Raw genomic sequence first — 25,864 nt, 5'->3', positions numbered from 1 at the left:
GCCCCGCGTACGAGCCACCATGGCGGGGCCAGTGCCAGCGGCGGACCGGCTCAGGGGACTCTGGGCGTTCTACCTCGAGTACACGCACACGCCGCTCCACGCGGCCGCGACAGCGGCGCTTGCCATCTTCGGCATCCTCGTGTTCGTCGACCCTCTGTTCGCGGTGCTTGCGATCGGGTCGTACGTCGCGCCGCCGGTCGCACTGTACACGTTCGCACCCGGCCGCGTGCTCGAGACCGAGACCGAAACCGAAGTCGACGCCGACGCCGGACGTCGCGGAGCCGCGGGTCGAGACGAGGCTCGAACGGAACGGAGTCGGCAGCGCGACAGGGGTCGATCTCGCGATCGCCAGGCCGTTCGATCGGCGTCGAACGGTACTGCCGACCGAATCGCTGACGGCGATACGGATACGGATACAGATAGCGACGACGGCGATACAGACACTGACTCCGACGACGGCGATACCGACTCGGATAGCGATGATGGTGACACCGATTCGGACAGCGACGACGGCGATACCGATTCGGATTCCGACGATGGAGACACCGATAGTGACAGCGACGGATAACCGCCGAGCGTCACCGTCGCAAGCCGGCAGTCCGCTCCCGTCGTCCGACGGTTCCTATTCGAGTAGTTCGCGCGCGATGACGTTCTTCTGAATCTCCGTGGTACCCTCGTAGATCTGGGTGATCTTCGAGTCGCGGTAGAACCGCTCGACGGGGAAGTCGTTGACGTAGCCGGCCCCGCCGTGGATCTGGACGGCCTCGTTGGAGACCTCGACGGCCACGCGGGAGGCGTACTCCTTGGCCATCGAGGCGAGCTTCGTGATGTCGTTGCCCTGATCGACGTTCCAGGCGGCCTTGTAGGTCAGGTTGCGCGCGGCCTCGGTCTGGGTCGCCATGTCGGCGAGCTTGTGCTGAATGGCCTGGAACTCCGAGATGGACTTGCCGAACTGCTCGCGGTCCTGGGCGTACTCGAGGGCGGCCTCGAGCGCGCCCTTCGCGATGCCGAGTCCCTGCGCGGCGACGCCGGTTCGGGTGGCGTCGAAGAACTGCATCTGCTGGAGGAAGGCGGCGTCCCGATCGCCGACGAGGTTCTCCTCGGGGACGCGGACGTCGTCGAAGATGAGTTCGGCGGTGTCGGAGGCCCGAATTCCCAGTTTCCCGGTGATCTTCTCCGACGAGAAGCCGTCGCGGTCGGATTCGACGATGATCTGGCTGAAGCCGTCGTAGCGGCTCTCGGCGTCGGGATCGGTCTTACAGAGGACGACGAAGAAGTCGCCGACGGTGCCGTTGGTGATCCACATCTTGTTGCCGTTGATCACCCACTCGTCGCCGTCCTTCTCCGCGCGGGTCGAGACCGAGGAGACGTCCGAGCCGGTGTCCGGCTCCGAAATCGCGGCACCGGAGATCTTCTCGCCCATCGCGACGGGCTCTAGGAACCGCTCTTTCTGGTCGTCGGTCCCGAACTCGCGGATGGCCTCGGTCCCGAACGAACAGGCCATGATCGAGAGCGCGATGCCCGGATCGTGTGAGAACAGTTCCTCGGCGATGATCGCCGACTCGAGCGTCGAGTAGCCGGCCCCGCCGTACTCGATCGGAATCGAGGAGCCGACCAGGCCCATCTCGGCGGCTTCGTCGACGATCTCGTGAGGGAACTTCTCCTCGGTGTCGTACTCCTCGGCGTTGGGAACGATCTCGTTCTCGGCGAACCGGCAGACTTCGTCGCGGATCTGCTGCTGTTCTTCGGAGAGCCCGAATTCCATGGACGATCGTTACTTTCCGACCGATAAAGTCCTTTGTAACCGGGAGTAAACGGAAATACAGTTTCTAATTCGGGAGAGGGAAACGTTGAAACGGGTTCACATTGGATTCTCGACCATGGAACTGGAGGATATCAACACCGTTGCAGTTCTGGGCGCGGGTAACATGGGTCACGGCATCGCGGAGGTCGCCGCGATGGCCGGCTACGACGTGAACATGCGGGACATCAAAGAGGAGTTCGTCCAGAACGGCTACGAGGGAATCGAGTGGTCGCTGAACAAGCTCGCGGAGAACGACCGGCTCACCGAAGACGAGGCCGAGGCCGCCCTCGAACGGGTGACGCCGCTGGTCGACATGGAGGAGGCCGTCGCCGACGCTGACTTCGTCATCGAGGCCGTCCCCGAGCAGATGGAGATCAAGAAGGACGTCTACGCCGAACTCGAGGCGTCTGCGCCCGACCACGCGGTCTTCGCGACGAACACCTCGAGCCTCTCGATCACCGAACTCGCCGAGGTTACGGAACGGCCCGAGCGCTTCTGCGGGATGCACTTCTTCAACCCGCCGGTCCGGATGCAGCTGGTCGAGGTCATCTCCGGCGCCGAGACCGCCGAGGAGACCCTCGAACTCACCGAGGCCCTCGCCGAGGACTTCGGGAAGTCGCCGGTCCGGGTCCACAAGGACTCCCCCGGCTTCATCGTCAACCGCATCCTCGTCCCCCTGATGAACGAGGCCTGCTGGCTGGTCAGCGAGGACCAGGCGACCGTCGCCGAGGTCGACTCGACGACCAAGTACGACATGGGCCTGCCGATGGGCAGCTTCGAACTCGGCGACCAGGTCGGCAACGACGTCAGCTACCACGTCCTCGACTACATGTACGAGGTGCTGGGCGAGGCCTACGAGCCGGCGCCGCTGCTCGAGGAGAAAGTCGAGAACGAGGAGCTCGGCAAGAAGACCGGGAAGGGCTTCTACGACTACGAGGACGGCGAGGGCGTCCAGATCCCGACCGACGAACAGTCCGAGTTCGTCAAGGAGCGGCTGCTCGCGACGATAGCCAACGAAGCAGCCAAGCTGATCGGCGGCGACGTCGCGCCGCCGGAGTCGATCGACGAGGCCGTCCAGCTCGGCGCCGGCTTCCCCGACGGCCCGGTCAAACTCGTCGACGAGTACGGCCTGGCGGCCCTCCACGAGACCCTCGAAGACGCGTACGAGGAGACCGGCCACGAGCGGTACGCGCCCGCGGATTACCTCGCCGAGCGCGCCGACGAGGGCGGGTTCTACGAGCGCGACGAAGGCGGCGAGGCCGTCGACTTCGAGACGATCCGAATCGAGTACCCCGGCGACATGGTTGGGCACGTCGTCCTCGACCGACCGCACCGGATGAACACCATCAGCGACGACCTGCTCGAGGAACTGTCCGCGGCCATCGAGCAGCTCGAAGCCGACGACGAGGTCCGCGCGATCTGTCTCACCGGCGAGGGCGAGAAGGCCTTCTCCGCAGGTGCGGACGTCCAGAGCATGGCCGGCAGCGGCGCCGACCCCATCGAGGGCCAAGAGCTCTCGCGGCAGGGCCAGGCCGTCTTCGGTAAATTGGAGGCCTGCGACCTGCCCGTCGTCGCCGGAATCGACGGCTTCTGTCTCGGCGGCGGGATGGAGCTGGCGACCTGCGCCGACCTGCGCGTCGCCAGCGAACGCTCCGAGTTCGGCCAGCCCGAACTGAACCTCGGGCTCATCCCCGGCTGGGGCGGCACCCAGCGGCTCAAGCACATCGTCGGCGAGGGCCGTGCGAAGGAGATCATCCTCACCGCCGACCGCTTCGACGCCGAAACGATGGCGGAGTACGGCTTCGTCAACGACGTCGTCGACAACGACGAACTCGAGGACCGCGCGCTCGAGTTGGCGACCGACCTGGCCGGCGGACCGCCGATCGCCCAGAAGTTCACCAAGCGCGCGATGCTCGCCGGCCGCGACGACACCGAGTCCGGCCTCGAGTACGAGGCCTCCGCGTTCGGACATCTGATGGCCACTGACGACCTGATGGAGGGCATTACGGCCTTCATGGGCGACGAGGAGCCGGACTTCGAAGGCAAGTGAGACCGGACTGACGGACGATCGGCCGGGGCCCGGGAGCGCGAAGGTCGCCCACTTTCCCGCTCCGCGAACAGTACTCGTCCAACTGTTATTTTTCGAGAGTGCGTCACTGGGTCAGCGGAAAACGAGGAGACGAGGCGTGTATAGACACTATGAATAACCGAACGAACCGGCGCGTTCGAGCGACCCTATATGAGAAACACGTGATATATGGTCGCGAGATTTATCATGGAGAGGTACTATTGGGGAGCCGTGGCTGTAATCGATGACGCGAACGGAGAGGTTCCAAATGAGTGACGGGGGCGAGGCGCCCGAGATCCTCGTCATCGACGACGAGGCGCGCCTGGCGGATCTGTTCGCCACCTGGTTGCGAGACGACTGGGTAGTCGAGACGGCCTACGACGGAGAAGCGGCGCTCGAAGCGATGGCCGAGTCCGTCGAGGTCGTCCTGCTGGATCGGCGAATGCCCGGCCTGTCCGGTGACGAAGTCCTCGAGCGAATCCGCGATGCGGGGTGTGAGTCCCGCGTCATCATGGTGACTGCGGTCGATCCGGATTTCGATATCATCGAGATGGGCTTCGACGACTACCTCGTCAAGCCGGTCTCGAAGGACGAACTCGTCGAGACGGTCGACGACGTCGCCGGCCGGTCGGACTACGAGTCCGACCTCCGGGAGTACTACGCGCTCGTCTCGAAGAAGGCGCTCCTCGAGTCCGAGAAGGCCGACCACGAACTCGCCGACAACGAGGAGTATCGGACGCTGTGCGAGCGCGTCGACGACCTCGAGCAGCGGACCGACGAGACCGTCTCCGGCATGACGACCCACGACGACTTCGTCGGCGCCTTCCAAGACCTCCAGTCCGAGAACTGACCGGCGAACCGAATCCGTCCCTCGACCTCGTCACCGCCCTCACGTTCGCTCGCGACGACCAGGCGTATTCGGCAGCGACCTCTCTACTGCCTCACCGCCGGCCTCGGTTCGATCCGATTCCCGTCCCGATTCTACTTCGCCGTCGCGTGAACCTACGTCGAACGCGTGGCCGAGACCGAGACGTCGAGACCGCACCCGTCGGAGAACCGACCGCAACGCCCTCGCGATGACGGGTAACGAGTGACGGCAGCGGCGCTCGAGCGACGCGGCGTCGGCCGTCGGCTCAGGGCGCCTGGCCGTAGATCAGGTTGCGCTGGATCTCGTTCGCTCCCTCGTAGATGACCGGGATCCGCGCGTCGCGGAAGACGCGGGCGATCCGGCGCTCGTCTAGGATCGAGCGACCGCCGTGGAACTGCATGGCCTGCTCCGAGACGTCGACGGCCGCCTCGGTCGCCTTCGTCTTCGCCATGGCCGCCCAGTAGCCCGCGTCGTCGTCGGACTGGACGTTCTCTTGTGCGCGCCAGGTGAGCGTCCGGGCGCTCTCAAACTCGAGGAGCATGTCGGCCAGGCCGTGTTGCACCGCCTGGAAGTCGCTGATCGTCCGGCCGAACTCCTCGCGATCGTGGGTGAATTCCCAGGCCTCCTCGATGGCGGCCGCGGCGATGCCGAGCCCGTGGCCGGCGACGGCCACGCGACCGTGGTTGAAGAAGTCCGCGAGCATCCAGAAGCCGGCACCCTCCTGACCGATCAGGTTCTCCTCGGGAATCCGGCAGTCGTCGAACTCGATGTGGGCCTGCTTCGAGGCGCGCATCGCCATCTTCTCGGGGATGTGTTCGGCCTCGTACCCCTCGGTATCGGTCGGCACGATGAACATCGAGTGGTTGCCGTAGCGGTTGTCCTCGTCGTCATCAGAATCGGTTTCAGATTCTGATTGGCTCGAAAGACCAGAGGTCTTTCGAACGTCGCCGGTCCGCGCGTAGAGGGTGATCCAGTCGGCCTCGACGCCGTTGCCGATCCAGTACTTCTCGCCGTTGATCACCCACTCGTCGCCGTCCTTCTCCGCGCGGGTCTGCATCCCCGCCAGGTCGCTGCCCGTCTCCGGCTCCGAGACCGCCAAGCCGGATCGTTGCTCGCCCTCGGCGACCGGGCGGATGTACTCCTCGCACTGCTCGTCGGAGCCGTACTCGTACGTGATTTCGCAGCCGAAACTCGCCAGTTGCAGGGTGAGGGCGATTCCCGCGTCGGCGCGGTAGAACTCCTCCGTGAGCGCCAGCAACTGCGCCAGGTCCAGCCCTCGCCCGCCCCACTCCTCGGGGATGTCCTGAGCCACCAGATTCGCGTCCTGGCCCGCCGCGAGAATCTCCTCGGGGTACTCGCCCGACTGGAAGTACTCCTGAGCGTTCGGTTCGATGTGTTCGCGAGCGAACTCGCGGGCCTCGTGTTTGACGTCGCGTGCGTGCTCCGGGACGATGCTGTCGTCGAGCAGTTCCATGGTCTCTCACACGGCTGCGCGGTGGAAATAACCGAGGGAGGGAGGTGCGCCAGGGACCGGGAACCGGGCAGCCGCTCCCTACCGAAGCGTCTGTACGAGGTCGTCGATCGAGACCGCCGCATTCGCGTGGTCCTCGAGCAGGTAAATGTCCCAGACGAGGTCGGCCAGCAGGTGGGCGTAGAGCACGGCCCCAGTCACGATCGCGAGCGGGATGCTGACCAGCGTGAGCGCCGGAACCACGATCCCGGCGATCACGACGTGGCTCAACAGTCGCGAGAGGACGCCGACGTCGCCAGGCTCGAAGATTTCTCCTTGATCGGCGACTGTCGCGCGCGGGTTGGCCAGGCAGAACCGGGCGGCGTCCCAGGTCCCGGTCTTGAAGCGGGCGATGAGGAAGTGATCGAGGTCGATGAAGACGCCGACCGCGGTGCCGGAGGCGACGACGGCCGCGTCGGGGATCGGATCGCCGCCGAGCGTGACCGGCGGAAGGAGATACGCGAGCGCGGCGGCGACGACGAGCGACGCGGCTGCGTGGTGTTTCGAGTAAATCGCGACTCACCTATCGAGGACGACGACGCGGGGTCACTAAATCGTCCCGCCGATTTTCGGGCCGAGTTCCGCGGTCCGCGTCGACGACGGGGCGCTCCGAGCCGCGACTATCCTGCGAAGCCCGAGAGCAACCACTCGCCGTCGTCGCCGTCCTCGTCGCCGATACTGGGGGCGCTGACGAGGACGAACGCGCTCTCGCGGTCGCCGTTACGGATCTGACGCGTCGATTCGGGCGGGAGCCACAGCGCGTCGCCGGTCTCCATCGCGACCGGTTCGTCGTCGACGATGACCGTCGCCTCGCCCTCGATGAGGACGTAGACCTCCTCGTGGTCGTTGTCGGTGTGGTCGTGGGGCTTGCTCTTCCACCCCGGGTCGCAGCGGGCGACCGTCACCCCGACCTGCTCCGTTTCGAGCGGGTCGCTGAGAAAGTGCATCGCGCTCGAGACCTGATCGACGGCTTCGTAGTTGACCTTCCGGTAAGACATGCGTCCACATTGGTCGGGCTACCAGTAAAACTACGCGTTCCGTTTCCGTCTCCGAGTGCGATTCTAGTACGAAACCTGTCACCTCAACCCTGAGCGAGCGGATCGAAGCTATCGACCGGGATGACGGAGTAGTCGACGGTCAGCGCGTCCTTGGTCGCCCGGATCTTCCCGACAAACGTCGAGATATCCTCGAGTTCGCCCTCAAGCACGAACAGTTCCATGCAATAGTGGTCACCGACGTGACTGTGGAAGTTCGAGGCGACCAGGTCCTCGTGTTCGTGGCGCAGGTGCATCATCCGCTCCTCGACGCTCGTGGTCTCGTAGTCGAACAGCACCGTGACGATTCCCATCAGGTCCCGGTCCTCGAGCCTGGTGTCCTCGAATTCCCCGAGAAGGTTGCGCGAGGCTTCCCTGACGACTTCGCTCCGACCGGTGTACCCGTGCTCCTCGGCGAACTGATCGAGCCGTTCGAGGAGTTCGTCGGGCATCGAGACGCTGACGACTGCCATATAATAACTCGGCCGGCACAATCTATTAAGGTTTATCATCGAAACCGTCCGTCGATATCTCGAGCCCGGCCGCTTCGGCTCGAAACGCGGCCGTCGGCGGTCGACGGAACTCAGACGTGCTCCTTCGGGAGCAAGGCCTCGAACGGCTGGTCGGCGAGCCACTCGCACAGGTAGACGAGCTGGTCGCTCGCCGCCTCGAACAGCTGTCGCCCCTTCTCGGCCGTCGCGTCCGTCTGGTCGCCCAATACGCCGTTGTCCGTGTTGTCCGCCGCGTCGTAGAACGTCCGCGAGCCGTGTCTGACCGTTCCGGCCGCGTCGACGCTCGGGACGCCGCCCTCCTTGGCCTCCCGAAGCCGGTCATCGTGGACCAGATCCGACTCGAGGTACTGAATCATCGACGTTTCCTTCGGCCCCCCGTGGGGCCCATTCTGTTCGAAGAGGTCGTCGACCAGCTCCGGGATCGACTCGTCCCACATCCACTCGATTGCGTAGGCAACCTCGGCCTGGCGGAGCCGCGCGCCGACCTCCCGCAGATGGGGTACGTTCCCGCCGTGGGCGTTGACGTAGATCACGCGGTCGATGCCGTGGGACGTGAGGTTGCGCGTCATCGATTCCACGTACTGCCGGAATTCCGGCGGATCAACCCACATCGTCCCGTGGAACTGGCGGTGGTGACCGCTGACGCCGATGTTGATCGTCGGCGTGCAGAGGTAGCCGGTCCGGTCGGCGGCCGCCCGCGCGAACGCCTCCGCGATCAGGTGGTCGGTCGCCTCCGGCAGGTGCGGCCCGTGCTGTTCCGTCGACCCCAGCGGGACGAGCGCGATCGATTCCGACTCGAAGTACGACTCGAGATCCGGCCAGGCTTCGTCGCCGAGATACATGGCCCACAGTCGTGGCCGGACGACCAATAGCGTATCGTAGAACGACGGTGTACGACCGACGAACGACCGACGACGGGGCCGCGCTCGCGGCGGACCGGGCCGAAAAATCGTCCTCGATATCGAGCGGACGACTGAGCGACGCTGCCGTCGACGCGACTGCAGCGGCAGTGGTAAATAGTTATTACCGAATACGGGATCTCACGGCCGATTTCGACGGTGAGAGTCGCGTTCTGAACCGTTGATTCGGACACGATCACGGCGTCCCGATCGGTAAATTCGATTTCTATCCCCGAAAATCGGCGCTTCGACGACTATTCCGCCCAATCTGGCCTGAAATTGGAACCGGGGCGGTCGGCGGATCGCTAAGTTCCGTCACGACGAAACAATCAGCGGTTCGCACTCGTTCGACGCGGTCTCGATCACCGCGACGCCGGTCCCGTGCTATGCATGAAACTGGACACGTTCGATCGGGCAGTGGCGGATGCGAGTTACGGTCGCGAGATGGGCGAAACCGATCCCGATCTGGGGTCAGCCGCAATATCCGTTTATCGCTCGACGGCGCACAGATTCGGCCCGCGATCGATCGCGATTCGGCGCTCGAACCGTGCGTGACCCGTATCGATCCGCCACGGTACAGTCGCCGCGCAATTCGCCGTAACAGACACTTCAATCGCGACGCCCGTCGCAGTCGCGAACAGTTGGTTTCACGGATAATTGATAGCCACTCAATTACGAAGGGCGCACGCGGACGAGTATCGGCGCACATGGTGCGATTATACCCCGCTCAACAAGCACAGGTCCCGGACTGGCTGCAAGACCCGGTCGCGGAACTCATCACGTTCCTCCCGCGGCTGATCGGCGCGCTGGTGATCCTGTTCATCGGCTGGATCATCGGCCGCGCCGCGGCCGGCGTCGTGCGCCGACTCGCCGACGGCGTCGAACTCGACCGGATGGTCCTCGAGACGCCGCTGGGGCGCATACTCGGCGGAACTGAACGAGCCGTCTCGAACGCCTTCGGCAAGCTCGCGAAGTGGTTCGTCTACGGCCTGGCGGTCCTCGCCGCGGCGAACGCGCTGGCGATCGCCACGCTGTCACAGTGGATCTCGACCGCGGTCTCGTACCTGCCGGCGTTCGTCGCCGGCCTGTTGGTCATCGTCTTCGGGTTCGTCATCGCCGACTTCATCGGCGACGCCATCGAACGAACCAGGGCGGCGACCGAGACCGCCTACACCAGTTGGTTCGCCAACGGCGCGCGGATCTTCCTCTACTTTACGGCGATCGTCATCGGTCTCGACACGATGGGAATCGACGTCGGCATCCTCTACGTGTTCGCGCGAGCGCTCGCGTGGGGGCTCGGTGCGGCCATCGCCATCGGCGCCGGCGTCGCCTTCGGCTGGGGCGGCAAGGACTACGTCGCCGAGAACATCGACCGCTGGATGAGCCGGACGAGCGAGGTCGCGCCAAGCGAGGGCGAGACCAGCGGCCGCTCTCGAAGCGGCGATCGCACGGGGAGCGGCCAATCCCCGGGCGCCGGTGCCGATCGCGAACCGGGCTCGGAACCGGGCCCTGGGCCAGGCGACGACGACTGAAGCGACTCGCAAGTGGCCCCGTTCCGTTCGACTCGGAACGGACGATCTGCCGCTTCAGTCGGCCTCGATCCCGCTTGCCGAGCGATCCTGCGCCGCGTCGTCGTCCGCCGCGGCGTGCGGAAAGAGCGGCTTGACGGGGACGATTACGTGCGCTCTGACGAGCCGCCCGTCGATCCGCCGCCATTTTTCGATGTGCGAGATCGCGTGCGTCCCGGCGTAGCCGTCTTCGATTCGCTCGCAGACCGCCTCGAACGCGTCCGCGTCGAATCGTGCGTCGGAAACGGGATCCGTAACGACCGCGACGCTCCCGCGCCTGGCGTAGACGTCGAGGTGGCCCTCGAACGCGCGCTCGAGGTCACCGATCCAGTCGTGGATCTCGGCGACCGTCGGGCGGTCCGGCGCCGTCGGAAAGGTGATCGACGCCTGGTACCGGTCGGGCTGCTCCCGAACCCGTCGCTGCCAGTAGCGGCGGCCGGCCGCCGCGAGTCTGCGGCCGGGCAGTCGCGAGGCGATGCGCGCCGCGCGGTCGGCGACGAACGCCGCCGATTCCGAGATGCGCCCCCTAACGTCCGCGGTCGTCCCCCGTTCCGCTCGATCGCGTGTCCCCATTCGTTCTCACGGTCGACTCGGTGGCCCCGGTAATCCATCTTTTGTTGTCCGCCGAAGCGCGCGTCCGGCGCGAGCCGTCGACCGCCGGCGCCGGCGGTCCGCGGGAGTTTTGTACAATCCGCCGCTACCGACGGCAGCATGTCTCGATCAGGGTCGCTCCGCTCGATTCTCCCGCTGGTCAGCGGCGTCGCGCTCGTCGCCGCCGGCGTCGCAAGTAATATCGTATTTGACTCTCCATTCCGCTTGGTCCCCGCGCTCGTCTTCGTGACGGTCGGCGTCGCCGGGGTCACGAGCACCGCACGCGAGTACGGGGTCGCGCGACTGCGACGCACCGCGAAGCGCTGGTGGCTGCTCGCGGTCGCGGCCTTCCTCCCGCACGCGCTGGTGGCGGCCCCCGAGAGCGAGGCCGCCGCGGCCGTCGGCGATGCGCTCGCCGGGCCGCTCGCCGCCGTCGCGCTCGAGGCCGTCGCCGGCGCGACCGTCTTCTGTGCCGCGTCGATGAGCGTCCTCTACGGGTTCGCCTGGTACGGTATCCATCCCGGCCGACCGACGCCGGAAGAGCGGGTTCTGACGGACGGAACGGACGACTGATCGGCTGCAACTCGCCGACGGTCGGTCCGGCGACGGCGGGTGTCGCGACCGTTAAGAGCCGCCACGCCGACGAGGACGGTCAACGCTGGACTTATGGGTTCGAGCACCCTTTTTCGCCCAATGACTGAACGGCCGGAGTCGACCGGGCCGACGCCCTGGCGCGTGGGCGACGAGCGAGCCGCGCGCCGGTGGTTCCGAACCCTCGTCGACACCGTTCCGGGCGGCGTCTTCCAGTTGGATGCCGACGACCGCGTCGTCGCGATCGACGAGACGCTCCTCGAGGCGACGGGGTACGACCGCGAGACGCTCCGCGGCGAACACGTTTCGGCGCTCGTCGGAGACGGCGCACTCGAGGCGCTCGCGCCCGACACGTCGGCCGGCCGCGGCCTCGCAGCGTCGGATGCGGAAACGGAGACGCACCCGGACCGCGTCGGCGCGCTCTCGATCGAGAGCACGGTTCGGACGGCGAACGGAACCGATCGATCCTGCGAACTGCGACTCGAACGCGTCCCCGGCCCGACCGCGGACGGCCGACGGGGGTCGATCGGAATCGTTCGAAATCTCGACGTCCGAGAATCGGGGCCGACGACCGAATCGGAATCGGAGAGAGCGGGAGGAGCGGAGGCGGAGCCAGAAGCGGTGCCGACGCCCTCCTTCGAATCCATCGCCGCAGTGCTCGAGGAGGCCGACGTGGGCGTCTTCGTACTCGACGACGCGTTCGACGTCGCGTGGATCAACGACGCCGCGGAGCGGTACTTCGGACTCGATCGGACGGCTGTCGTCGGCCGCGACAATCGACAGGTGATAGAGGAAACGATCGGCGAACGGATCGCCGAGCCGGACCGGTTCGCCGATATCGTCACGGCGACCTACGAGGACAACAGCGGCGCCGAACGCTTCGAGTGTCGCGTCACGTCGGGCGACGGCCGCGCGGAGCGGCGGCTCGAACACCGGAGCAAGCCGATCGAATCCGGCCCCTACGCGGGCGGCCGCGTCGAACTCTACTACGACGTTACCGACCAGCACCACCGGGCCTACCAGCTTCGCCGCCTGAACGAGGCCGTCCGCGAGTGGCTCACCACCGGCAGCCGCGAGGCGGTCGCCGACCAGGCCTGCCGACACCTCACGGACATCTTGGACCTCGAGATCAACGGCGTCTTCCTCCACGACCCCGAGACGGACGCGCTCGAGCCGGTCGCCTGGTCCGAGCCGGCCGCGGCCCTGTTCGACGACATCCCGACGTTCGGCTCCGACGAGGGAGTCGCCTGGCGCGTCTTCGACTCCGGGGAGCCGGTGATCTACGACGACGTGACGACCGCCGCGGACGTGTACAACCCCGACACGCCGGTCCGCAGCGAGATCTGCCTCCCGATTGGCGACCACGGCGTCGTCCTCATCGGTTCCGAGGAGCGGAACGCGTTCGACGACGGGGATCGCTCGCTGGCCCGAATCGTCGCCTCGAGCCTCGAAGCCACGTTCGACCGCCTCCACCACGAGCGGACCCTCGAACGCGAGCGCACACAGACCGAGGCGCTCCTCCAGACCGCGCCGGTCGCGATTTCGGTCGAGAACGCCGACGGCGAGCCCGTCTCGGCGAACCGGCACGCCCAGTCGTCGCTCGGCCTCGGCGACCGCGAGCCCCTCGGCGAGACCGAACTGCTCGCCGAACTGGACGTCGTCGACGCCGACGGCGACTCCCTCGACCCCGAGGACGGTCCCTCGGCGCGCGTCAGGGCGACCGGCGAGCCCGTGTACGGCGAGGAACTCGCGATCGAGGGCTTGGACGGAGAGCGGACCTGGTTCTCAATCACCGCTGTCCCGGTGTTCGGTCCCGACGGCGGCCTCGAACGGGTCATCTCCGCCGGCGAGGACGTCACGGCGCTCAAGGAGCACGAACGCCGCCTCGAGCGGCGCAAGCACGAACTCGAGACCGAACTGAGCGAGATCCTCGGGCGCGTCTCGGACGCGTTCTACGCGCTCGACGACGAGTGGCGGTTCACCCACGTCAACGACCGCGCCGCCGAGATCATGCAGCGGTCCGAAACGGAGCTGCTCGGCCGCTCCTTCTGGGACGTCTACGAGGACGATTCGGACGGCCGGGTCAGAGCGGCGTTCCACGAAGCGATGGAGACTCAGGAGGGGGTCACCGTCGAGACGGACGCCGCCTCGCTCGACGCCTGGCTCGAGTTCACCGCGTACCCCTCCGAGACCGGCCTGTCGGTGTACTTCCGCGACGTCACCGAGCGCAAGGAGCGCGAGCGGGCGCTCGCGAAGTACGAGGCGCTCGTCGAGACCATCGAGGACGGGATCTACGCGCTCGACGCGGACGGTCGGTTCACGACGGTCAACCGGGCGTACGCGGATCTGACCGGCTACGACCGCGAGGAGCTGCTCGGCGCGCACGCCTCCCTGGTCGTCGACGAGGAGGCGATGGAACTCGCACGGGAGCTCGCGACCGACCAGACCGACGTGTCGACGGTCGAAACGGAGCTCCGGACGAACGGCGGCGACCGCGTCCCCGTCGAGACGACCGTCACGACCCTGTCGACGCCCGGCGGGGAACGCGAGCGGATCGGCGTCGTCCGGGACGTTACCGAGCGTCGGGAGCGCCAGCGCCGGCTCGAGGAAAGCGAGCAGCGCTACCGGACGCTCGCCGAGAACTTCCCGGACGGAATCGTCGCCCTGTTCGACGACGAGTTGCGGTACACCGCGGCCGGCGGCCAGTTGCTCGACGACCTCGACGTCGAACGAGATGCGGTGCTCGGGCAGACGATTCACGAGCGGTACTCCGACGACCTGCTCTCGGAGATCGAACCCCACTTCCGGGCCGCGATCGACGGCGAGGAGCGCACCTTCGAGGTGACCCACTGCGATCGGGAGCTGCGCGCCCACACCCTCCCCATCCGCACGGGGGAGGCGGTTAGCGCGGGGATGCTCGTCGTTCAGGATATCACCGAACGAACGGAGTACCAGCGGCGACTCGAGGAATCGAACGAGCGCTTAGAGCAGTTCGCGTACGCGGCCTCTCACGACCTCCAGGAACCCTTGCGAATGATCTCGAGCTACCTCTCCCTGATCGAGAGCCGCTACGCCGACGACCTCGACGACGACGGCGAGGAGTTCATCGAGTACGCCGTCGACGGCGCCGACCGGATGCGCGAGATGATCGACGGCCTGCTCGCGTACTCCCGCATCGAAACGCAGGGCGAGCCGTTCGAACCGGTCGACCTCGACGACATCGTTGCCGACGTCCGCGAGGACCTCCAGTTCCGGATCGAGGAGACCGACGCCGAACTGACGATCGACGACCTGCCGCGCGTCGAAGGCGACCCGAGCCAATTTCGCCAGGTGTTCCAGAACCTGCTGTCGAACGCGATCGAGTACTGCGGCGACGACCCGCCGCACGTACGCGTCACCGCCGAACGACAGGGACGGACCTGGAAGCTCTCGGTCGCGGACGAGGGCATCGGCATCGATCCGGATCAGCAGGACCGCATCTTCGAGGTGTTCCAGCGCCTGCACGGCCGCGAGGAGTACGACGGGACCGGCATCGGACTCGCGCTCTGTCGCCGCATCGTCGAGCGCCACGACGGCGAGATCCGGGTCGATTCCGAACCGGGCGAGGGCGCGACGTTCTCGTTCACCCTGCCGGCGGCCGACTAGCCAGGCCCCGAGACAGTTCGCGCTGCGAGAGCCAGCCAACAACTATATATCCGATCACCTACTCAACCCGGCAAAGCGGTGCACGACGTGATTCCGGAAACACGCGGTTCGGATCGATACCTGCTCGCCGCCTCGCTCGCCTGTTTCGCCGTCGCCGGCGTCGCGAACGCCGCCGGTACGGTCGGTTTCACTATCGGAGCGACGGCGTTGGCCGTCGGCGGGAGCTACTGTCTCGCTCGCTACGCGCAGTCGATCTCCCGACGATCGCTCGCTCGCACGGCGCTCGGGCTCTGGCTGGCCTTCCTCGGAATCGCCGGGACCCACGCCGTCGGCCTCGAAACGGTCAGCTCGGTCGCGCCCGGTCCGACCGCGGCGACGGTCGTCGCGCTCACCGCGGTGACGTGGGCGGCGCTGCTGTCCGCCGCGGCGACGACGATCTTCCTCGGGTTCCGGGAGTACGGCTCGCCAGCACCGGCCGAAAGCCCCGACGAGCAGATGCTCGAGGGCGAGGCCTCCGATTACTCGACGCGGTAGCTCACCGCGATCCCCTCGCCAAGCGGGACGGCGACCGTCTCGAAGGCCGGATCGGCGCGGACCGTCTCGAGATAGTCGATGACGCCCCGCGTGTGCTCGTTGGGATCGGCCGGCGAGCCGCCTTGTGCCCACTCGAGTAAGTCCTCGAAATCGACGACGCTGGCCGTGATCGCGTTGTCGGCGACGACGACGCCGCCGACCGGCACGTCGTCGCGAACCGCCTCGAACGCGTCCGCGTAGCGCTCCTTCTGATGATCGATCAGGACCACGTCGAACAGCCCGTCGTAGCGGTCGATCGTCGCCATCGCGTCGCCGAGTTCGTACCGCGCGATTCCGTCGTAGCCGCCCGCCGCCATGTACTCGCGGGCGAGGTCGAGTTCGTCCTCGTCGACCTCCGTGAGGACGATCTCGCCGGCTTCGGGGAGCGCCTCGGCGAACCAGTAGGCCGAGTAGCCGTACCCCGAGCCGAACTCGAAGACCCGCTCGGCGTCGGCCAGCCTGGCGACGACGCGGAGGAACGAGCCCACTTCGGGGCCGACGTGGGGGAACCCCTCCGCGGCGGCGTACTCGTCCATCTCGATCAGGGTCTCGTCCGGGTCCGGACCGACCGCGCGGACGAAGCGCGCGATCTCGTCGGTGAGGACGTCGGTCATAGGGGAAAATACGCGCGCCAGCCTATAGGACTAGGGCCAGTTCCGATTCCGGGCCGGGCTCAAATCCGAGTCCAAGTTCGGAACTGCGAGTCCGAGAGACGAGACTCGCCCTGTCCGCCCGAGCGCCGGCGACAGTATCTTTTTTGCGCTCGGAACCATCGTATCACCCGACATGTCCGCCGACCATCCGCTCGCCGACTGCGTCGATAACCTCGTGTACGAACCGGTTCAAGTCCACGAGCACGGCATCGATCTGACGGTCGGCGCCGTCTACGAGGTGGCCGCCCCCGGCCGAATCGACTTCGGCGGTGACGAGCTCGAAGACGCCGACCTCGAGCCGGTGCCGACGGAACTCGAGGATTCCAACGACGAGTACGGCTGGTGGCACCTGGAGGGCGGCCAGTACGTGCTCCAGCACAACGAGTTCCTCACCGACCTCGACGGGGCGGTACAGCTCCAGCCGCGCAACGAGCTGCTGGCCCGCGGCGGTTCACACCCGTCGGTGCAGGTGCGCGAGCACCTGCCGCTGCTCCCGCTCTCGGTCGCCGACGGCGGCCTCCGGCTCAAGGAGAACGCACGGGTGTCGACGCTGGTGTCGCTCGGCTCGCAGTAACCCGAACGAACCGGATCCATCGCCGACGGACGACGCCATCGCTTTCGCCCGAGTGTTGGCGGTCCCAGAGACTCGTCGCCTGGTCCGCCTCGACGCGAGCGACCGTCCGCCCCTACGAGTCGTAGGCGATGTGTTCGATCGCCACGACGAGCCGATAGAGCAAGTGCAGGAAAAACAGGACGGCGAGGAGAGAGACGACGCTGACCGAGATGCGGAGAATTTGTCCAGTGAGGATCCCGTAACCGATCGCCGCGAGCAGGACGAGCGCGACGATTCCGTGCGGCATGGGGAGCCGGTCTTCGACTCTGGCGGGCGGCATACATACGCGTTCAGACACCGTTCGCAAAGTGATTTCGATCACGGGGGGGGGAAAAGAGAACTCGTAGCCCCGACATTCAGGGCTCGCGTCGTCCCGGCGGACGGAATCGATCTCGATCGGTGGTCACGGGCCACGGGTCGCGGGGCGCGGGAACCGATCGAGGTCGGCGTCCGGCCGCTACCGCCCTTCGTACTCGGGCTTACGATCTTCGAGGAAGGCCGCGACGCCCTCCTCGTGGTCCGCGGTCTCGAAGACGATCCCCTGGGCGACCGCCTCGTCGGTCAGGGCCTGGTCCAGGGACTTCGCCAGGCCCTCGCCGACGAGCCGGTTGGCGTGGCGCAGCGCGATCGGCGGCCCGGAGGCGATCTTTTCGGCGAACTCGGCGACCCGCTCGTCGAATTCGTCGCCGTCGTAGACGTGATTGACGAGGCCGAGTTCGTCGGCGCGGTCGGCGTCGACGATGTCGCCGGTCAGTACGAGTTCCTTCGCGACGTTCTCGCCGACGACGCGGGGCAGCAGGTAGGAGGTGCCCGCGTCGACGCTCAGGCCGACCTGGCGGAAGACGAATCCGAAGACGGCGTCCTCGCTGGCCAGTTGCATGTCGCAGGCCAGCGCGAGGTTCGCGCCGGCCCCGACGGCGGGGCCGTCGACGACGGCGATCGTCGGGACTGGAAATTCGACCAGGCGGCGGATGAGTTCGTTCGTCGAGCGCTCGAGCGAGCGGACCCGCTCGTCGGCGGGAATGTCGTTCTCGATGCCCTCGCGCATCGACTCGATGTCGCCGCCGGCAGAGAACGCGCCACCCGCGCCTTCGAGACGCACGCAGCGGACGTCGCTATCCTCGATCTCGTCCAAGGCCGCCGAGAGGCCGTCGCTGATCGCCGGCGAGAGCGCGTTGCGCCGGTCGGGGCGGTCGAGCGTGATCGTCGCGATCCCCTCGTCGTCGACGTCGAGGCGGACTGCGTCGCCGAGAGCCATTATTCGGCTTCGGCCTCCTCTTCGTCCGTTTCCTCTTGCTCGCGTTCGCGGAGCTTGAACTTCTGGACCTTGCCGGTGGTCGTCCGGGGGAGTTCCTCGACGAACTCGACTTCGCGGGGGTATTTGTACTCCGCTAAGTTGGTCAGGCAGTACTCCTTGATCTCCTCCTCGGTGACGTCGGCGTCGGGCGTGCGAACGACGAAGGCCTTGACGGTCTCCCCGCGGCGCTCGTCGGGGATGCCGGCCACGGCGGCGTCGGCGACGTCCGGGTGTTCGAAGAGCAACTCTTCGACCTCCCGCGGGTAGACGTTGTAGCCGCCGGTGACGATCATGTGCTTCTCGCGGTCGACAACGTAGAAGAACCCGTCCTCGTCGCGGTAGCCGACGTCGCCGGTGTGGAACCAGCGTCGGCCACCCTCCTCGGTGAAGGCCTCCTCGTTGGCCTCGGGGAGGCCGTAGTACCCTTTCATCACGTTTGGCCCGGCGACGACGATCTCGCCGGTGATCTCGTGGAGGTCGGCCTCGTCTTCGTCGATCGGTCCTTCCTCGACCGGACCGACCTCCTCGAAGTCGTCGGTGACGACTTTCGAGTCGACGCCGGGGACGGTCTTGCCGATGCTGCCGACGCGGCGCCCCTCGATCGGGCTGTTGAAGTGCGTGATCGGGCTCGTCTCGGTCAGCCCGTACCCCTCGTAGATCTTCGGCTCGTACAGCTCCTCGAACTGCCGGAGTACCTCGACCGGAATGCCGGAGCCGCCGACGCCGCAGAGCCGCAGCGACGACATGTCGAACTCCTCGGCGTTCGGCTGGTTGATAAGGTCGTTGTACATCGCCGGAACCCCGTGCATGACCGTCAGCTGCTCGTCCTCGATCAGAGAGACGGCGTCTTGGGCGTCCCACGAAGCCATCGGATAGTACGCGCCGCCATTGAACAACGCCGCGTTCATCGTGACAGTCATCCCGTAGATGTGGAACAGCGGCAGGACCCCGAGCTGCTTGTCGTCCGGCCGGATTCCGTCCGGGATGAGCTTCGCCGCCGCGTTCGCGTTCGACGCGAGGTTCTCGTGGGTGAGCTGGACGCCCTTCGGCTGGCCGGTCGTCCCCGACGTGTACGGCTGGACAGCGACGTCGTCGTCCGCCCGGTCGGCAATCTCGGGATCGCCTGGTTCGAGGAACTCCTCGAACGCCGTGGCGCCCTCGGCCTCGCCCCCGATGCTGACGATGTGGTCGACGCTGGTCTCGTCCTGTACCTCCCGGACGAACGGGACCAGGTCGGCCAGCGCGACGACGACCTTGGCCTCGCTGTCCCCGAGCAGGTGGCCGATCTCGCGGGACTTGTACTGGGGATTCATCGGAACGACGACCCCGCCGGCCCGGAGCGTCCCGTGGAAGGCGATCAGGAACGGCGGGACGTTCGGGAGATAGAGCGCGACGCGGTCGTCGTCGCCGAGCCCCCGCTCCTCGAGCGCGGCCGCGAAAGCACCCGTCTGTCCCCAGAACTCCTCGTAACTCGTTTCGGACCCCTGAAATCCGATCGCAGTGCCGTCACCGTGTTCCTCGACGGCACCCGCGACGTTAGTGACAAGATTTGTCATTCTCCATGTGATCCGTTTCCGTGTATCGTAAAAAATGTTTACATCGTTCGGGAAAAACCGCGAGCACGCTTTCCAACAGTAATCCATCTGTCTTTTCTCGTGAGCTGGTATGATGCGAACAGGGCCAGCATCGACGCGCGAGAGACGGGTCGAGGGTATTTAGGCCCGCGTTCCGTACCCTCGCGGTATCGATGTACCAGGACATTCTCGTTCCGACGGACGGGAGCGACGGGACCCGTCGGTCGATCACTCACGGGCTGACGATCGCGGAGCGCTTCGACGCGACGATCCACGCGCTGTCGATCGTCCCCGAGGGGCCGCTGGGAACGCTCCAGACTGACGAGGCGATCCCAGCCGCGGAACGGGCCGTCGAGCGCGTCGAGAGCGAAGCGAACCGAGAGGGTGTCGACGTCGTCACGGCGGTCGAACGGGGCGTCCCCCACGAGGAGATTCTCGCCTACGCCGACCACCACGGCGTGGACATGATCGTCATGGGAACTCAGGGACGGACCGGCCTCGATCGGGTGCTGGTCGGAAGCGTCACTGAGCGGATCGTCCGGATGGCCGACGTCCCGGTCGTCACCGTCCGCCTGAACGACGAGATTCGGATCGAGGACCCCGACGAGGCGGCCCGGATCGCCCGGAAAACCGCCGAAGGGGAAGGGTACGAGGACGTCACCGTTACTGACGATCCCCACCGAACCAGCGCCTCCTGGATCGTCCCGCTCGAGACCGACTCGGGTGACGTCCACGTCCACGTCGACGCCGTGACGAGCGAGGCACGGGTCGCCCAGGGGTCGGAAACGACGTAGGCCGGCAGCGCAGTTCAGCGCACGACCGTCGTCCGGGGAGCGGAGTCAGGAGGGAATATCGGCGGCGGAGCGAAGCCGAAAAACGGCCCGAAACGGAACGGAGCGGGCGGACCAGTCCCAGCAAAGCCAGGACCGCAGGAATCGGACGCCGAACCGGGGCGACGCTACTGGATGAACTCGCCGCCACACTCGTACTCCTGTAGTTTGACGTCAGTGACCGGTTCGGTCTCGTTGTACGGCTCCGAGGGCTGGGCCATGTAGTAGATCGTCAGGTTCTCGAGTTGGGCGTCGTGCTCGCGGTTCCACCGCTCGCAGAGGTAGTTCCCCAGGTACGACCGGTGGTTCGTATTGTCGGCCGACCAGACGTTCGAGAGGTACTTCCGCCAGCGGGCAGTTTCGTAGACGGCCTCGTGGCTCGGCGGTGGATCGCGGTCGACCTCGGAACGGGACAGGGCGTCGATCTCCGATCCGTTCTCGAGTTCGCCGGGCACGACGTACCACCCGTCCGTCTGGAGCGGGTCGGGAGCGAACATCCGCCAGTGTTGGTCGGTCTTGGTCGATTCGAGTACCTCTTTCCCGGGATCGGGCACCTCGGTTACGCCGACCGCCTGGGCGTTCGAGAGGACCACGAGGACGAGAAAGAGCCACGGCAGCACCGTCCCGAACAGCGCGCGCCCGCGGGCCAGGCCGGTCGAGCGGACCCGCCGCGGCGCCGGCACGGCGTCGACCAGGCGACCCGGGTCGGGGCCGGCGGGAAGGACGGACGCAAGCCACACCACCGACCGTTCGAGCGGGGCCGCCAGGCCGAGCCGGGACGCCAACGCGGTCGCGCGGTCCCAGACGGCCGGCGGGTAGAACGGCAGCAACCCCGCGACGACGATCAGCGGGAACAGGTCGATCCGCATCGTCACGAGCATCCCGAGGTGCATGCCGGCGAACGCCGACGCGATCGCGGCCCGCCGGAGTCCGGTGAGCAGGAGCAACAGCGGCGAGAGGGCGACGAGCACGAGCCACGCGTAGGTCAGCACGCGCAACAGGGCGTGCTGCTCGGCGAGAACGTCGCCGAGCAGAAAGGTAAACTGGTAGTCCAGGCTGAAGACGTAGCTGATCGCCTCGCCGTTCAACCACAGCTCGCCGCCCGCTTTGTAGGCGGCGTTCGAGACGTACATACCGACGATCTGGAGCAACAGCGCCGCCGTGGCCACGTTCGAGACGGTCGACCGGCTGCGGTCCCGGTCTCGGCCCCGGCCCCGATCCCGATCGGTGCGGACGGCGTCGACCGCCCACCGCTCGCCCAGCGGTAGGACGATCGCCCAGAACAACAGCAGCCGGAGCAACACGTCGCCGCTGTTGAGGACCATCGGGTTGCGGACGTGCAGTGAGACGAGCAACAGCCACGAACAGGCCGTCGCCAGGCGCGTTCGATACCCGACGAGCATCGCGAGGGCGAAGCCGCCGGCGACGACGAACAGAAGGGCGACGGTCCACGCGTCGCCGGCGACCGCGTGCAGCGAGTAGCCGTTCGAGTAGTCCGAGTACAGGGCGGCCCGCGGGAGGACGCCGGCGTCCGTGTAGAACGCCTCGAGGTTCCGCGATCGGCGCGCCAGATCGGCGAGCACCAAGAGCCCGAGCGCGATTCGAAACGCCGCGAGCGCGCGCAGATCGACCGCGAACCGTCGCTCGATCGCGCGTGCGAACCGATCGCGGCCGTCCGTGATCCGCCGTCGGCCGTCAGTAGAGAGCGGTAGTTTCATTCGGCGTCCTATATGGTATTACACCAGTCACGACTGTACCGTATAAGCGTAGTGGAGGCTAAAACGCGCGTTTGACCGAACGGGAGTAACACGGGCCAGGCGTCCCGCGCGAACCGCGGCCGCGGGTCACCGCTGGCCCGACTGTCGAGCCGTCGCCTCCCGAGTCGGGTCGATGATCGGAATGCTGAACTATCGCCGCGCCTAAGGGACGGGTATCTGATGTGTACCGACAGTCAGGTGCCGGACGAGGACCCGATCATCCTATTCGACGGCGTCTGTAACCTCTGTAACGGGTTCGTCCAGTTCGTCGTGCCGCGGGACTCCGAAGGGAAATTTCACTTCGCGTCCCTCCAATCGGAGGTCGGCCAGGCGCTGCTCGCGGAGCACGGGCTCCCGACGGACTCCCTGGAGTCGATCGTCCTCGTCGAGGGCGACGACTGCTACGTCAAGTCCGCGGCCGTCATCCGGATCGCCGAACTGCTGGGCGGCGCGTACGCGTTGCTGTCGCCGTTCCGGTTCCTCCCCCGAGCGATCCGTGACCGGATGTACGACTTCGTCGCGGCCCGTCGGTACCAGTGGTTCGGCGAGAAAGACCGCTGTATGATGCCGACCGGCGACGTCCAGACGCGGTTCCTCGAGTGAGCGCGACGACGTCTCCGTCGTTCAGGACCGCAGATCACTGCTTTCTAGGATGACTCCACCGACGGCCTTTGGCCGGCTTTCCGGACACTCGGCTGCTGAGAAGCGGCTCTCAGCGGCGACCCGGTTCGCGTTACTCGCCTGGCGAATCAGGCGTGTCCTCGTACTGGGCCGTCGCCTCCTCGTCGGGCGGCGAGAGATCGATCAGAAACGAGAAGAGCGTGCCGAGCACCAGGCCGTAGCACAGATGGCCGACGGCGTTCACGAGGGGATGGACGGGGAAGCCGAGCGCCCCGATCCGCTGGACGGGCCCCAGGGGGAGCGAACGGCCCACCCAGACGACGGCCCAGATCGTCAGCCCGTACCCGATCCCGGCGAGTGCAAAGCGGGCGGTGGGACCGAACGAAGCGATGCGGTCGGCGTCGCGACTCGTCTCGAGACGGCGCCGGAGCGGATCGTGAGTGACGAGGTACCCGAAGACGATGCCGAGGACGAGTCCGTGGATCAAGTGAAACAGCCAGCCGGTGGGGCCGCTCGGACGGACGCCGTATATCCCGGGGATGCCGGTGGTGACGACTTCCGGGTCGATCATCCACAGGACGCCGCCGAAAATCAGCGAGCCGGTGACGCCGCCGAGTGCGCCGCTAATCAACCAATTGAGACTCCCGGCGAAGCCGTATCCGGTCGGACTGTCCGACTGCCCGCTTGCCATGGATCCCCTACGACGTCGATGGGAAAAGGGTCTGTGGACGACGGTTCGGTGACCGAGTTAGGTCCCCGTGGGGGCGATAGGTGGTGGATGAGTTCCGAACGGTACCCGCCACGGGTAGTTGCAGGGGAGGAATCCGCACTCATAAACGTACCTAAACCGACACCGGATCTCCCAAGTCCGGTCGGTTTTCGAATACGAAACAGCCAGCCGCCTGGCCCGCCCTCTCCTCCGCTATCCTTGCGGCGATTTGCTATTTCGCGTGCGTTTTTAGTAACGGCGGCCGAATGTTGGGACGTGGCAAACGAAGGGAAGGGGCGATGGACCGCCGTTCGGAAATACGCATACGTGGACCGGATTGCGGGCGTATTCAGCCCGTTCAAGTCTCCCGAAGTCGTGGCGTTGCTGCTGTTGGGACTGTTGCTGTTTACGACGGTCGTTCTCGGGAACGCCATCGGTCTGTGGTGAACGCGTCGATGGCAACCCGCCGGCGACGTAAATTCGAAACGACTGGTAAGCCAACCGGAGACTTCGGAACTCGTCACTCTCGTTAGCGCTTTAAAAAATACTTATTTCGAAATCCGACGTTACGTTGGACTGTCGCACTCGTCGACGGGTGCGGCCGTTTGATCGATCTCGTGATGGTCGTGGCGGCTGGTCACCGCCACTTTTAGCGAGGTACTCGAAACCGGCGAGACTGCCGTCGCCGATTACTTCGCGCCGCCGAGCGGTGATTCGCTCTCGAGTGGTGTTCTGTCCTGCTGGATGCTGAGTGCATCCGCGTCGCTCACCTCGATATTCGCCCCGCTATTTCTGACCGGTGGAAACGACGCCCCACCTCGCCGGACCGCATCCGAACGCCAGCTGCCGACGCATCGCTGACGATCTTTCCTCATGAAGAAGCCATACGATTGGAGCACCGCTCGTTCGTCTCACTCGATACCGCTCCTGATGGGTCGTCCCAGTAGAGGGCCCGAGAGAGGTCTCGTTACTGGTTCGGTGGACTCGAATTTCCCGGCCGTCGTACCGGTACTGTGAACGAGAACGTTGCTCCTTCGCCAGGCTCGGAGTCCACCCAGATTCGTCCGCCGTGACGCTCGATGATCCGCTTACAAAGCGCGAGACCGATACCGGTGCCGGCGTGCTCGTCGTGGCTGTGGAGCCGTTGAAACGGTTCAAAGATGCGTTCTTGCTGGTCGGGTTGCATGCCGATTCCTTCGTCTCGGACCGATATCGTCCACATCGCGTCGTTTCGCTCGGCAGTGACGAAAATGGTCGGTGTCTCATCGCCACTGTATTCGATAGCGTTGCTCAGTAGATTCTGGAAAACCTGACGCAATTGGCTTCGATCACCCGTGACGCGGGGGAGGTCGTCGATAGTGATGTCGGCATTGCTTTCGGTAATTCGGAGTTCGAGGTTTTTCTGTACGTCTGCGAGTTCCTCGTTCAGATCGACCGGTTCGAACGGCTCACCTTGCGTCTCGACGCGGGAATAGGCGAGTAATCCGTCGATCATCTCGCTCATCCGCTCGGCGCCGTCGACGGCAAACTCGATAAATTCCTCGCCCTCCTCGTCGAGATCGTCCGCATACCGGCGTTCGAGGAGATGGAGATAACTCGTAATCATCCGGAGCGGTTCTTGGAGGTCGTGAGACGCCGCGTATGCGAACTGCTCGAGTCGTTCGTTCGACTCCTTGAGCTGTTCTTGTATTTCCTGTAGTTTTTGGTTGCGTTGTGCGGCTTCACGCGCTTGCGTTTCGGCCTTTGCATCGTACATACCGACGCCGAAACCGGCAACGCTACTCAGCGCCGTGAGGACGAGAACGCTCCGATACGGTTCGCTCAGGTTGTCGGCGGGCTGTAAATGGTAGAGCAGGAGGACGGCGAGCATGCCCCCGATTCCGCCGAGACACCAACATCCGATTCGGAGATAGAAGTCGGAATGGATGGTCGTGCGCGGCAATTGCAGCCCGCCGTAGAGGAGGAAGAGGCCGGGAACGCCGATTAAAATAGAGATGAATAGTATATTTAGAAACGGTTTATTTTCGGTGGGCCACAGGAACAGCCACCCGACGGCAAGCACGACGTACATCGCCCCGAGGGCGATGACGGCTTGCCTTCCCCTGGTCGCAGAGACGACGCGGTTCACGGTGGCCATCACTGCTATT

At 65.9% G+C, this 25,864-nt stretch carries 26 protein-coding genes; 12 read left to right on the top strand and 14 right to left on the bottom strand.

Going from position 1 to position 25,864, the window contains the following annotated elements; translation table 11 throughout:
• The first annotated feature begins 19 nt into the window (after positions 1–19).
• Positions 20–568: a hypothetical protein gene (locus BMY29_RS06740; RefSeq protein ID WP_049988435.1), complete on the top strand. Its 549-nt coding sequence runs from the start codon at positions 20–22 to the stop codon at positions 566–568.
• Positions 569–622: 54 nt separating this feature from the next.
• On the opposite strand, the gene BMY29_RS06735 is transcribed toward BMY29_RS06740, so the two are convergent.
• Entirely contained in the window at positions 623–1,765 is a 1,143-nt protein-coding gene (locus BMY29_RS06735; RefSeq protein WP_049988434.1) for an acyl-CoA dehydrogenase family protein, read from the bottom strand.
• Positions 1,766–1,880: 115 nt separating this feature from the next.
• Between BMY29_RS06735 and BMY29_RS06730 the strand changes: the two genes are divergently transcribed.
• A complete protein-coding gene (locus BMY29_RS06730) occupies positions 1,881–3,854 on the top strand; it encodes a 3-hydroxyacyl-CoA dehydrogenase/enoyl-CoA hydratase family protein (RefSeq protein ID WP_049988433.1) in 1,974 nt (657 codons plus the stop codon).
• Between the two features lie 286 nt (positions 3,855–4,140).
• Positions 4,141–4,722 (top strand): HalX domain-containing protein, encoded by a 582-nt coding sequence (locus tag BMY29_RS06725; RefSeq protein ID WP_049988432.1) that lies wholly within the window; start codon positions 4,141–4,143, stop codon positions 4,720–4,722.
• Positions 4,723–5,005: 283 nt separating this feature from the next.
• Here BMY29_RS06725 and BMY29_RS06720 read toward each other — a convergent pair whose 3' ends face one another.
• Positions 5,006–6,214 carry an acyl-CoA dehydrogenase family protein gene (locus tag BMY29_RS06720; protein WP_049988431.1) on the bottom strand — a complete coding sequence of 403 codons (1,209 nt, stop codon included), beginning with the start codon at positions 6,212–6,214 and terminating at the stop codon, positions 5,006–5,008.
• Positions 6,215–6,292: 78 nt separating this feature from the next.
• Positions 6,293–6,673: a hypothetical protein gene (locus BMY29_RS06715; protein ID WP_173424860.1), complete on the bottom strand. Its 381-nt coding sequence runs from the start codon at positions 6,671–6,673 to the stop codon at positions 6,293–6,295.
• Between BMY29_RS06715 and BMY29_RS20980 the strand changes: the two genes are divergently transcribed.
• Entirely contained in the window at positions 6,624–6,761 is a 138-nt protein-coding gene (locus tag BMY29_RS20980) for a hypothetical protein (protein ID WP_173424855.1), read from the top strand. The two genes, BMY29_RS06715 and BMY29_RS20980, sit on opposite strands and share 50 nt — an antisense overlap.
• Before the next feature lie 109 nt (positions 6,762–6,870).
• On the opposite strand, the gene BMY29_RS06710 is transcribed toward BMY29_RS20980, so the two are convergent.
• The 3 genes from BMY29_RS06710 to BMY29_RS06700 all read right to left on the bottom strand — a co-directional run bounded on the left by BMY29_RS06710 (position 6,871) and on the right by BMY29_RS06700 (position 8,638).
• The gene (locus tag BMY29_RS06710; RefSeq protein WP_049988429.1) at positions 6,871–7,248 is read right to left on the bottom strand and encodes a cupin domain-containing protein; all 378 of its coding nucleotides are present in this window, start codon (positions 7,246–7,248) and stop codon (positions 6,871–6,873) included.
• An 83-nt stretch (positions 7,249–7,331) separates the two neighbouring features.
• Positions 7,332–7,757 (bottom strand): nickel-responsive transcriptional regulator NikR, encoded by a 426-nt coding sequence (gene nikR, locus BMY29_RS06705; RefSeq protein WP_049988428.1) that lies wholly within the window; start codon positions 7,755–7,757, stop codon positions 7,332–7,334.
• A 110-nt stretch (positions 7,758–7,867) separates the two neighbouring features.
• On the bottom strand, positions 7,868–8,638 hold the full coding sequence (locus BMY29_RS06700; RefSeq protein ID WP_049988427.1) for a creatininase family protein: 771 nt from the start codon (positions 8,636–8,638) through the stop codon (positions 7,868–7,870).
• Positions 8,639–9,402: 764 nt separating this feature from the next.
• Here BMY29_RS06700 and BMY29_RS06690 point away from each other — a divergent pair.
• A complete protein-coding gene (locus BMY29_RS06690) occupies positions 9,403–10,227 on the top strand; it encodes a mechanosensitive ion channel family protein (protein ID WP_049988425.1) in 825 nt (274 codons plus the stop codon).
• A gap of 54 nt (positions 10,228–10,281) precedes the next feature.
• Here BMY29_RS06690 and BMY29_RS06685 read toward each other — a convergent pair whose 3' ends face one another.
• Complete coding sequence (locus BMY29_RS06685) at positions 10,282–10,836, bottom strand: hypothetical protein (protein ID WP_074854662.1); 555 nt, start codon at positions 10,834–10,836, stop codon at positions 10,282–10,284.
• A 138-nt stretch (positions 10,837–10,974) separates the two neighbouring features.
• Between BMY29_RS06685 and BMY29_RS06680 the strand changes: the two genes are divergently transcribed.
• From BMY29_RS06680 to BMY29_RS06670, 3 genes are all read left to right on the top strand, one after another.
• Positions 10,975–11,427, top strand: coding sequence for a hypothetical protein (locus BMY29_RS06680; protein WP_049992019.1), 453 nt, complete (start codon positions 10,975–10,977; stop codon positions 11,425–11,427).
• Positions 11,428–11,547: 120 nt separating this feature from the next.
• Positions 11,548–15,090, top strand: a complete 3,543-nt coding sequence (locus BMY29_RS06675; protein ID WP_049992020.1) for a PAS domain S-box protein — start codon at positions 11,548–11,550, stop codon at positions 15,088–15,090.
• A gap of 78 nt (positions 15,091–15,168) precedes the next feature.
• Positions 15,169–15,624 (top strand): hypothetical protein, encoded by a 456-nt coding sequence (locus tag BMY29_RS06670; protein WP_049992021.1) that lies wholly within the window; start codon positions 15,169–15,171, stop codon positions 15,622–15,624.
• Here the strand turns inward: BMY29_RS06670 and BMY29_RS06665 are convergent.
• Positions 15,609–16,277 (bottom strand): O-methyltransferase, encoded by a 669-nt coding sequence (locus tag BMY29_RS06665; RefSeq protein ID WP_049992022.1) that lies wholly within the window; start codon positions 16,275–16,277, stop codon positions 15,609–15,611. The two genes, BMY29_RS06670 and BMY29_RS06665, sit on opposite strands and share 16 nt — an antisense overlap.
• 172 nt (positions 16,278–16,449) lie before the next feature.
• On the opposite strand from BMY29_RS06665, the gene BMY29_RS06660 reads away from it, so the two are divergent.
• Complete coding sequence (locus BMY29_RS06660) at positions 16,450–16,890, top strand: dCTP deaminase/dUTPase family protein (RefSeq protein ID WP_049992023.1); 441 nt, start codon at positions 16,450–16,452, stop codon at positions 16,888–16,890.
• Positions 16,891–17,002: 112 nt separating this feature from the next.
• Here the strand turns inward: BMY29_RS06660 and BMY29_RS06655 are convergent, their stop codons facing one another.
• The 3 genes from BMY29_RS06655 to BMY29_RS06645 all read right to left on the bottom strand — a co-directional run bounded on the left by BMY29_RS06655 (position 17,003) and on the right by BMY29_RS06645 (position 19,782).
• On the bottom strand, positions 17,003–17,209 hold the full coding sequence (locus tag BMY29_RS06655; protein WP_049992024.1) for a hypothetical protein: 207 nt from the start codon (positions 17,207–17,209) through the stop codon (positions 17,003–17,005).
• A gap of 177 nt (positions 17,210–17,386) precedes the next feature.
• Positions 17,387–18,187, bottom strand: a complete 801-nt coding sequence (locus BMY29_RS06650; RefSeq protein WP_049992025.1) for an enoyl-CoA hydratase/isomerase family protein — start codon at positions 18,185–18,187, stop codon at positions 17,387–17,389.
• Positions 18,187–19,782 (bottom strand): long-chain-fatty-acid--CoA ligase, encoded by a 1,596-nt coding sequence (locus tag BMY29_RS06645; RefSeq protein ID WP_049992026.1) that lies wholly within the window; start codon positions 19,780–19,782, stop codon positions 18,187–18,189. Before BMY29_RS06645 ends, BMY29_RS06650 begins: the two co-directional genes overlap by 1 nt.
• Positions 19,783–19,973: 191 nt before the next feature.
• On the opposite strand from BMY29_RS06645, the gene BMY29_RS06640 reads away from it, so the two are divergent.
• Entirely contained in the window at positions 19,974–20,594 is a 621-nt protein-coding gene (locus BMY29_RS06640; protein WP_049992027.1) for a universal stress protein, read from the top strand.
• A gap of 164 nt (positions 20,595–20,758) precedes the next feature.
• Here the strand turns inward: BMY29_RS06640 and BMY29_RS06635 are convergent, their stop codons facing one another.
• The gene (locus BMY29_RS06635; RefSeq protein WP_049992028.1) at positions 20,759–22,348 is read right to left on the bottom strand and encodes an HTTM domain-containing protein; all 1,590 of its coding nucleotides are present in this window, start codon (positions 22,346–22,348) and stop codon (positions 20,759–20,761) included.
• 219 nt (positions 22,349–22,567) lie between these two features.
• Between BMY29_RS06635 and BMY29_RS06630 the strand changes: the two genes are divergently transcribed.
• Positions 22,568–22,990 (top strand): thiol-disulfide oxidoreductase DCC family protein, encoded by a 423-nt coding sequence (locus BMY29_RS06630; RefSeq protein WP_049992029.1) that lies wholly within the window; start codon positions 22,568–22,570, stop codon positions 22,988–22,990.
• 130 nt (positions 22,991–23,120) lie between these two features.
• On the opposite strand, the gene BMY29_RS06625 is transcribed toward BMY29_RS06630, so the two are convergent.
• Positions 23,121–23,699: a hypothetical protein gene (locus tag BMY29_RS06625; protein WP_049992030.1), complete on the bottom strand. Its 579-nt coding sequence runs from the start codon at positions 23,697–23,699 to the stop codon at positions 23,121–23,123.
• 294 nt (positions 23,700–23,993) lie between these two features.
• On the opposite strand from BMY29_RS06625, the gene BMY29_RS20975 reads away from it, so the two are divergent.
• Positions 23,994–24,164 carry a hypothetical protein gene (locus BMY29_RS20975; RefSeq protein ID WP_160290128.1) on the top strand — a complete coding sequence of 57 codons (171 nt, stop codon included), beginning with the start codon at positions 23,994–23,996 and terminating at the stop codon, positions 24,162–24,164.
• Positions 24,165–24,684: 520 nt separating this feature from the next.
• Here BMY29_RS20975 and BMY29_RS06620 read toward each other — a convergent pair.
• Positions 24,685–25,854, bottom strand: a complete 1,170-nt coding sequence (locus BMY29_RS06620) for an ATP-binding protein (RefSeq protein ID WP_049992031.1) — start codon at positions 25,852–25,854, stop codon at positions 24,685–24,687.
• Positions 25,855–25,864: the final 10 nt, after the last annotated feature.

Origin of the sequence: Natrinema salifodinae, from assembly GCF_900110455.1 — an archaeon.
Lineage (GTDB): Archaea > Halobacteriota > Halobacteria > Halobacteriales > Natrialbaceae > Natrinema > Natrinema salifodinae.
The sequence above is the reverse complement of the archived record's forward strand: the minus strand, read 5'-3'. Positions and strand labels throughout refer to the sequence as shown.

Bases quoted from the DNA above. Each gene is read 5' to 3' on its own strand.
- BMY29_RS06720 (WP_049988431.1), bottom strand. From the start codon at position 6,214: ATGGAACTGCTCGACGACAGCATCGTCCCGGAGCACGCACGCGACGTC.
- BMY29_RS06730 (WP_049988433.1), top strand. From the start codon at position 1,881: ATGGAACTGGAGGATATCAACACCGTTGCAGTTCTGGGCGCGGGTAAC.
- BMY29_RS06740 (WP_049988435.1), top strand. From the start codon at position 20: ATGGCGGGGCCAGTGCCAGCGGCGGACCGGCTCAGGGGACTCTGGGCG.
- BMY29_RS06620 (WP_049992031.1), bottom strand. From the start codon at position 25,854: ATGGCCACCGTGAACCGCGTCGTCTCTGCGACCAGGGGAAGGCAAGCC.
- BMY29_RS06675 (WP_049992020.1), top strand. From the start codon at position 11,548: ATGACTGAACGGCCGGAGTCGACCGGGCCGACGCCCTGGCGCGTGGGC.
- BMY29_RS06660 (WP_049992023.1), top strand. From the start codon at position 16,450: ATGTCCGCCGACCATCCGCTCGCCGACTGCGTCGATAACCTCGTGTAC.
- BMY29_RS06735 (WP_049988434.1), bottom strand. From the start codon at position 1,765: ATGGAATTCGGGCTCTCCGAAGAACAGCAGCAGATCCGCGACGAAGTC.
- BMY29_RS06690 (WP_049988425.1), top strand. From the start codon at position 9,403: ATGGTGCGATTATACCCCGCTCAACAAGCACAGGTCCCGGACTGGCTG.
- BMY29_RS06640 (WP_049992027.1), top strand. From the start codon at position 19,974: ATGTACCAGGACATTCTCGTTCCGACGGACGGGAGCGACGGGACCCGT.
- BMY29_RS06635 (WP_049992028.1), bottom strand. From the start codon at position 22,348: ATGAAACTACCGCTCTCTACTGACGGCCGACGGCGGATCACGGACGGC.
- BMY29_RS06680 (WP_049992019.1), top strand. From the start codon at position 10,975: ATGTCTCGATCAGGGTCGCTCCGCTCGATTCTCCCGCTGGTCAGCGGC.
- BMY29_RS06700 (WP_049988427.1), bottom strand. From the start codon at position 8,638: ATGTATCTCGGCGACGAAGCCTGGCCGGATCTCGAGTCGTACTTCGAG.
- BMY29_RS06665 (WP_049992022.1), bottom strand. From the start codon at position 16,277: ATGACCGACGTCCTCACCGACGAGATCGCGCGCTTCGTCCGCGCGGTC.
- BMY29_RS06625 (WP_049992030.1), bottom strand. From the start codon at position 23,699: ATGGCAAGCGGGCAGTCGGACAGTCCGACCGGATACGGCTTCGCCGGG.
- BMY29_RS06645 (WP_049992026.1), bottom strand. From the start codon at position 19,782: ATGACAAATCTTGTCACTAACGTCGCGGGTGCCGTCGAGGAACACGGT.
- BMY29_RS06685 (WP_074854662.1), bottom strand. From the start codon at position 10,836: ATGGGGACACGCGATCGAGCGGAACGGGGGACGACCGCGGACGTTAGG.
- BMY29_RS06630 (WP_049992029.1), top strand. From the start codon at position 22,568: ATGTGTACCGACAGTCAGGTGCCGGACGAGGACCCGATCATCCTATTC.
- BMY29_RS06725 (WP_049988432.1), top strand. From the start codon at position 4,141: ATGAGTGACGGGGGCGAGGCGCCCGAGATCCTCGTCATCGACGACGAG.
- nikR (WP_049988428.1), bottom strand. From the start codon at position 7,757: ATGGCAGTCGTCAGCGTCTCGATGCCCGACGAACTCCTCGAACGGCTC.
- BMY29_RS06710 (WP_049988429.1), bottom strand. From the start codon at position 7,248: ATGTCTTACCGGAAGGTCAACTACGAAGCCGTCGATCAGGTCTCGAGC.
- BMY29_RS20980 (WP_173424855.1), top strand. From the start codon at position 6,624: ATGAAGACGCCGACCGCGGTGCCGGAGGCGACGACGGCCGCGTCGGGG.
- BMY29_RS06655 (WP_049992024.1), bottom strand. From the start codon at position 17,209: ATGCCGCCCGCCAGAGTCGAAGACCGGCTCCCCATGCCGCACGGAATC.
- BMY29_RS06650 (WP_049992025.1), bottom strand. From the start codon at position 18,187: ATGGCTCTCGGCGACGCAGTCCGCCTCGACGTCGACGACGAGGGGATC.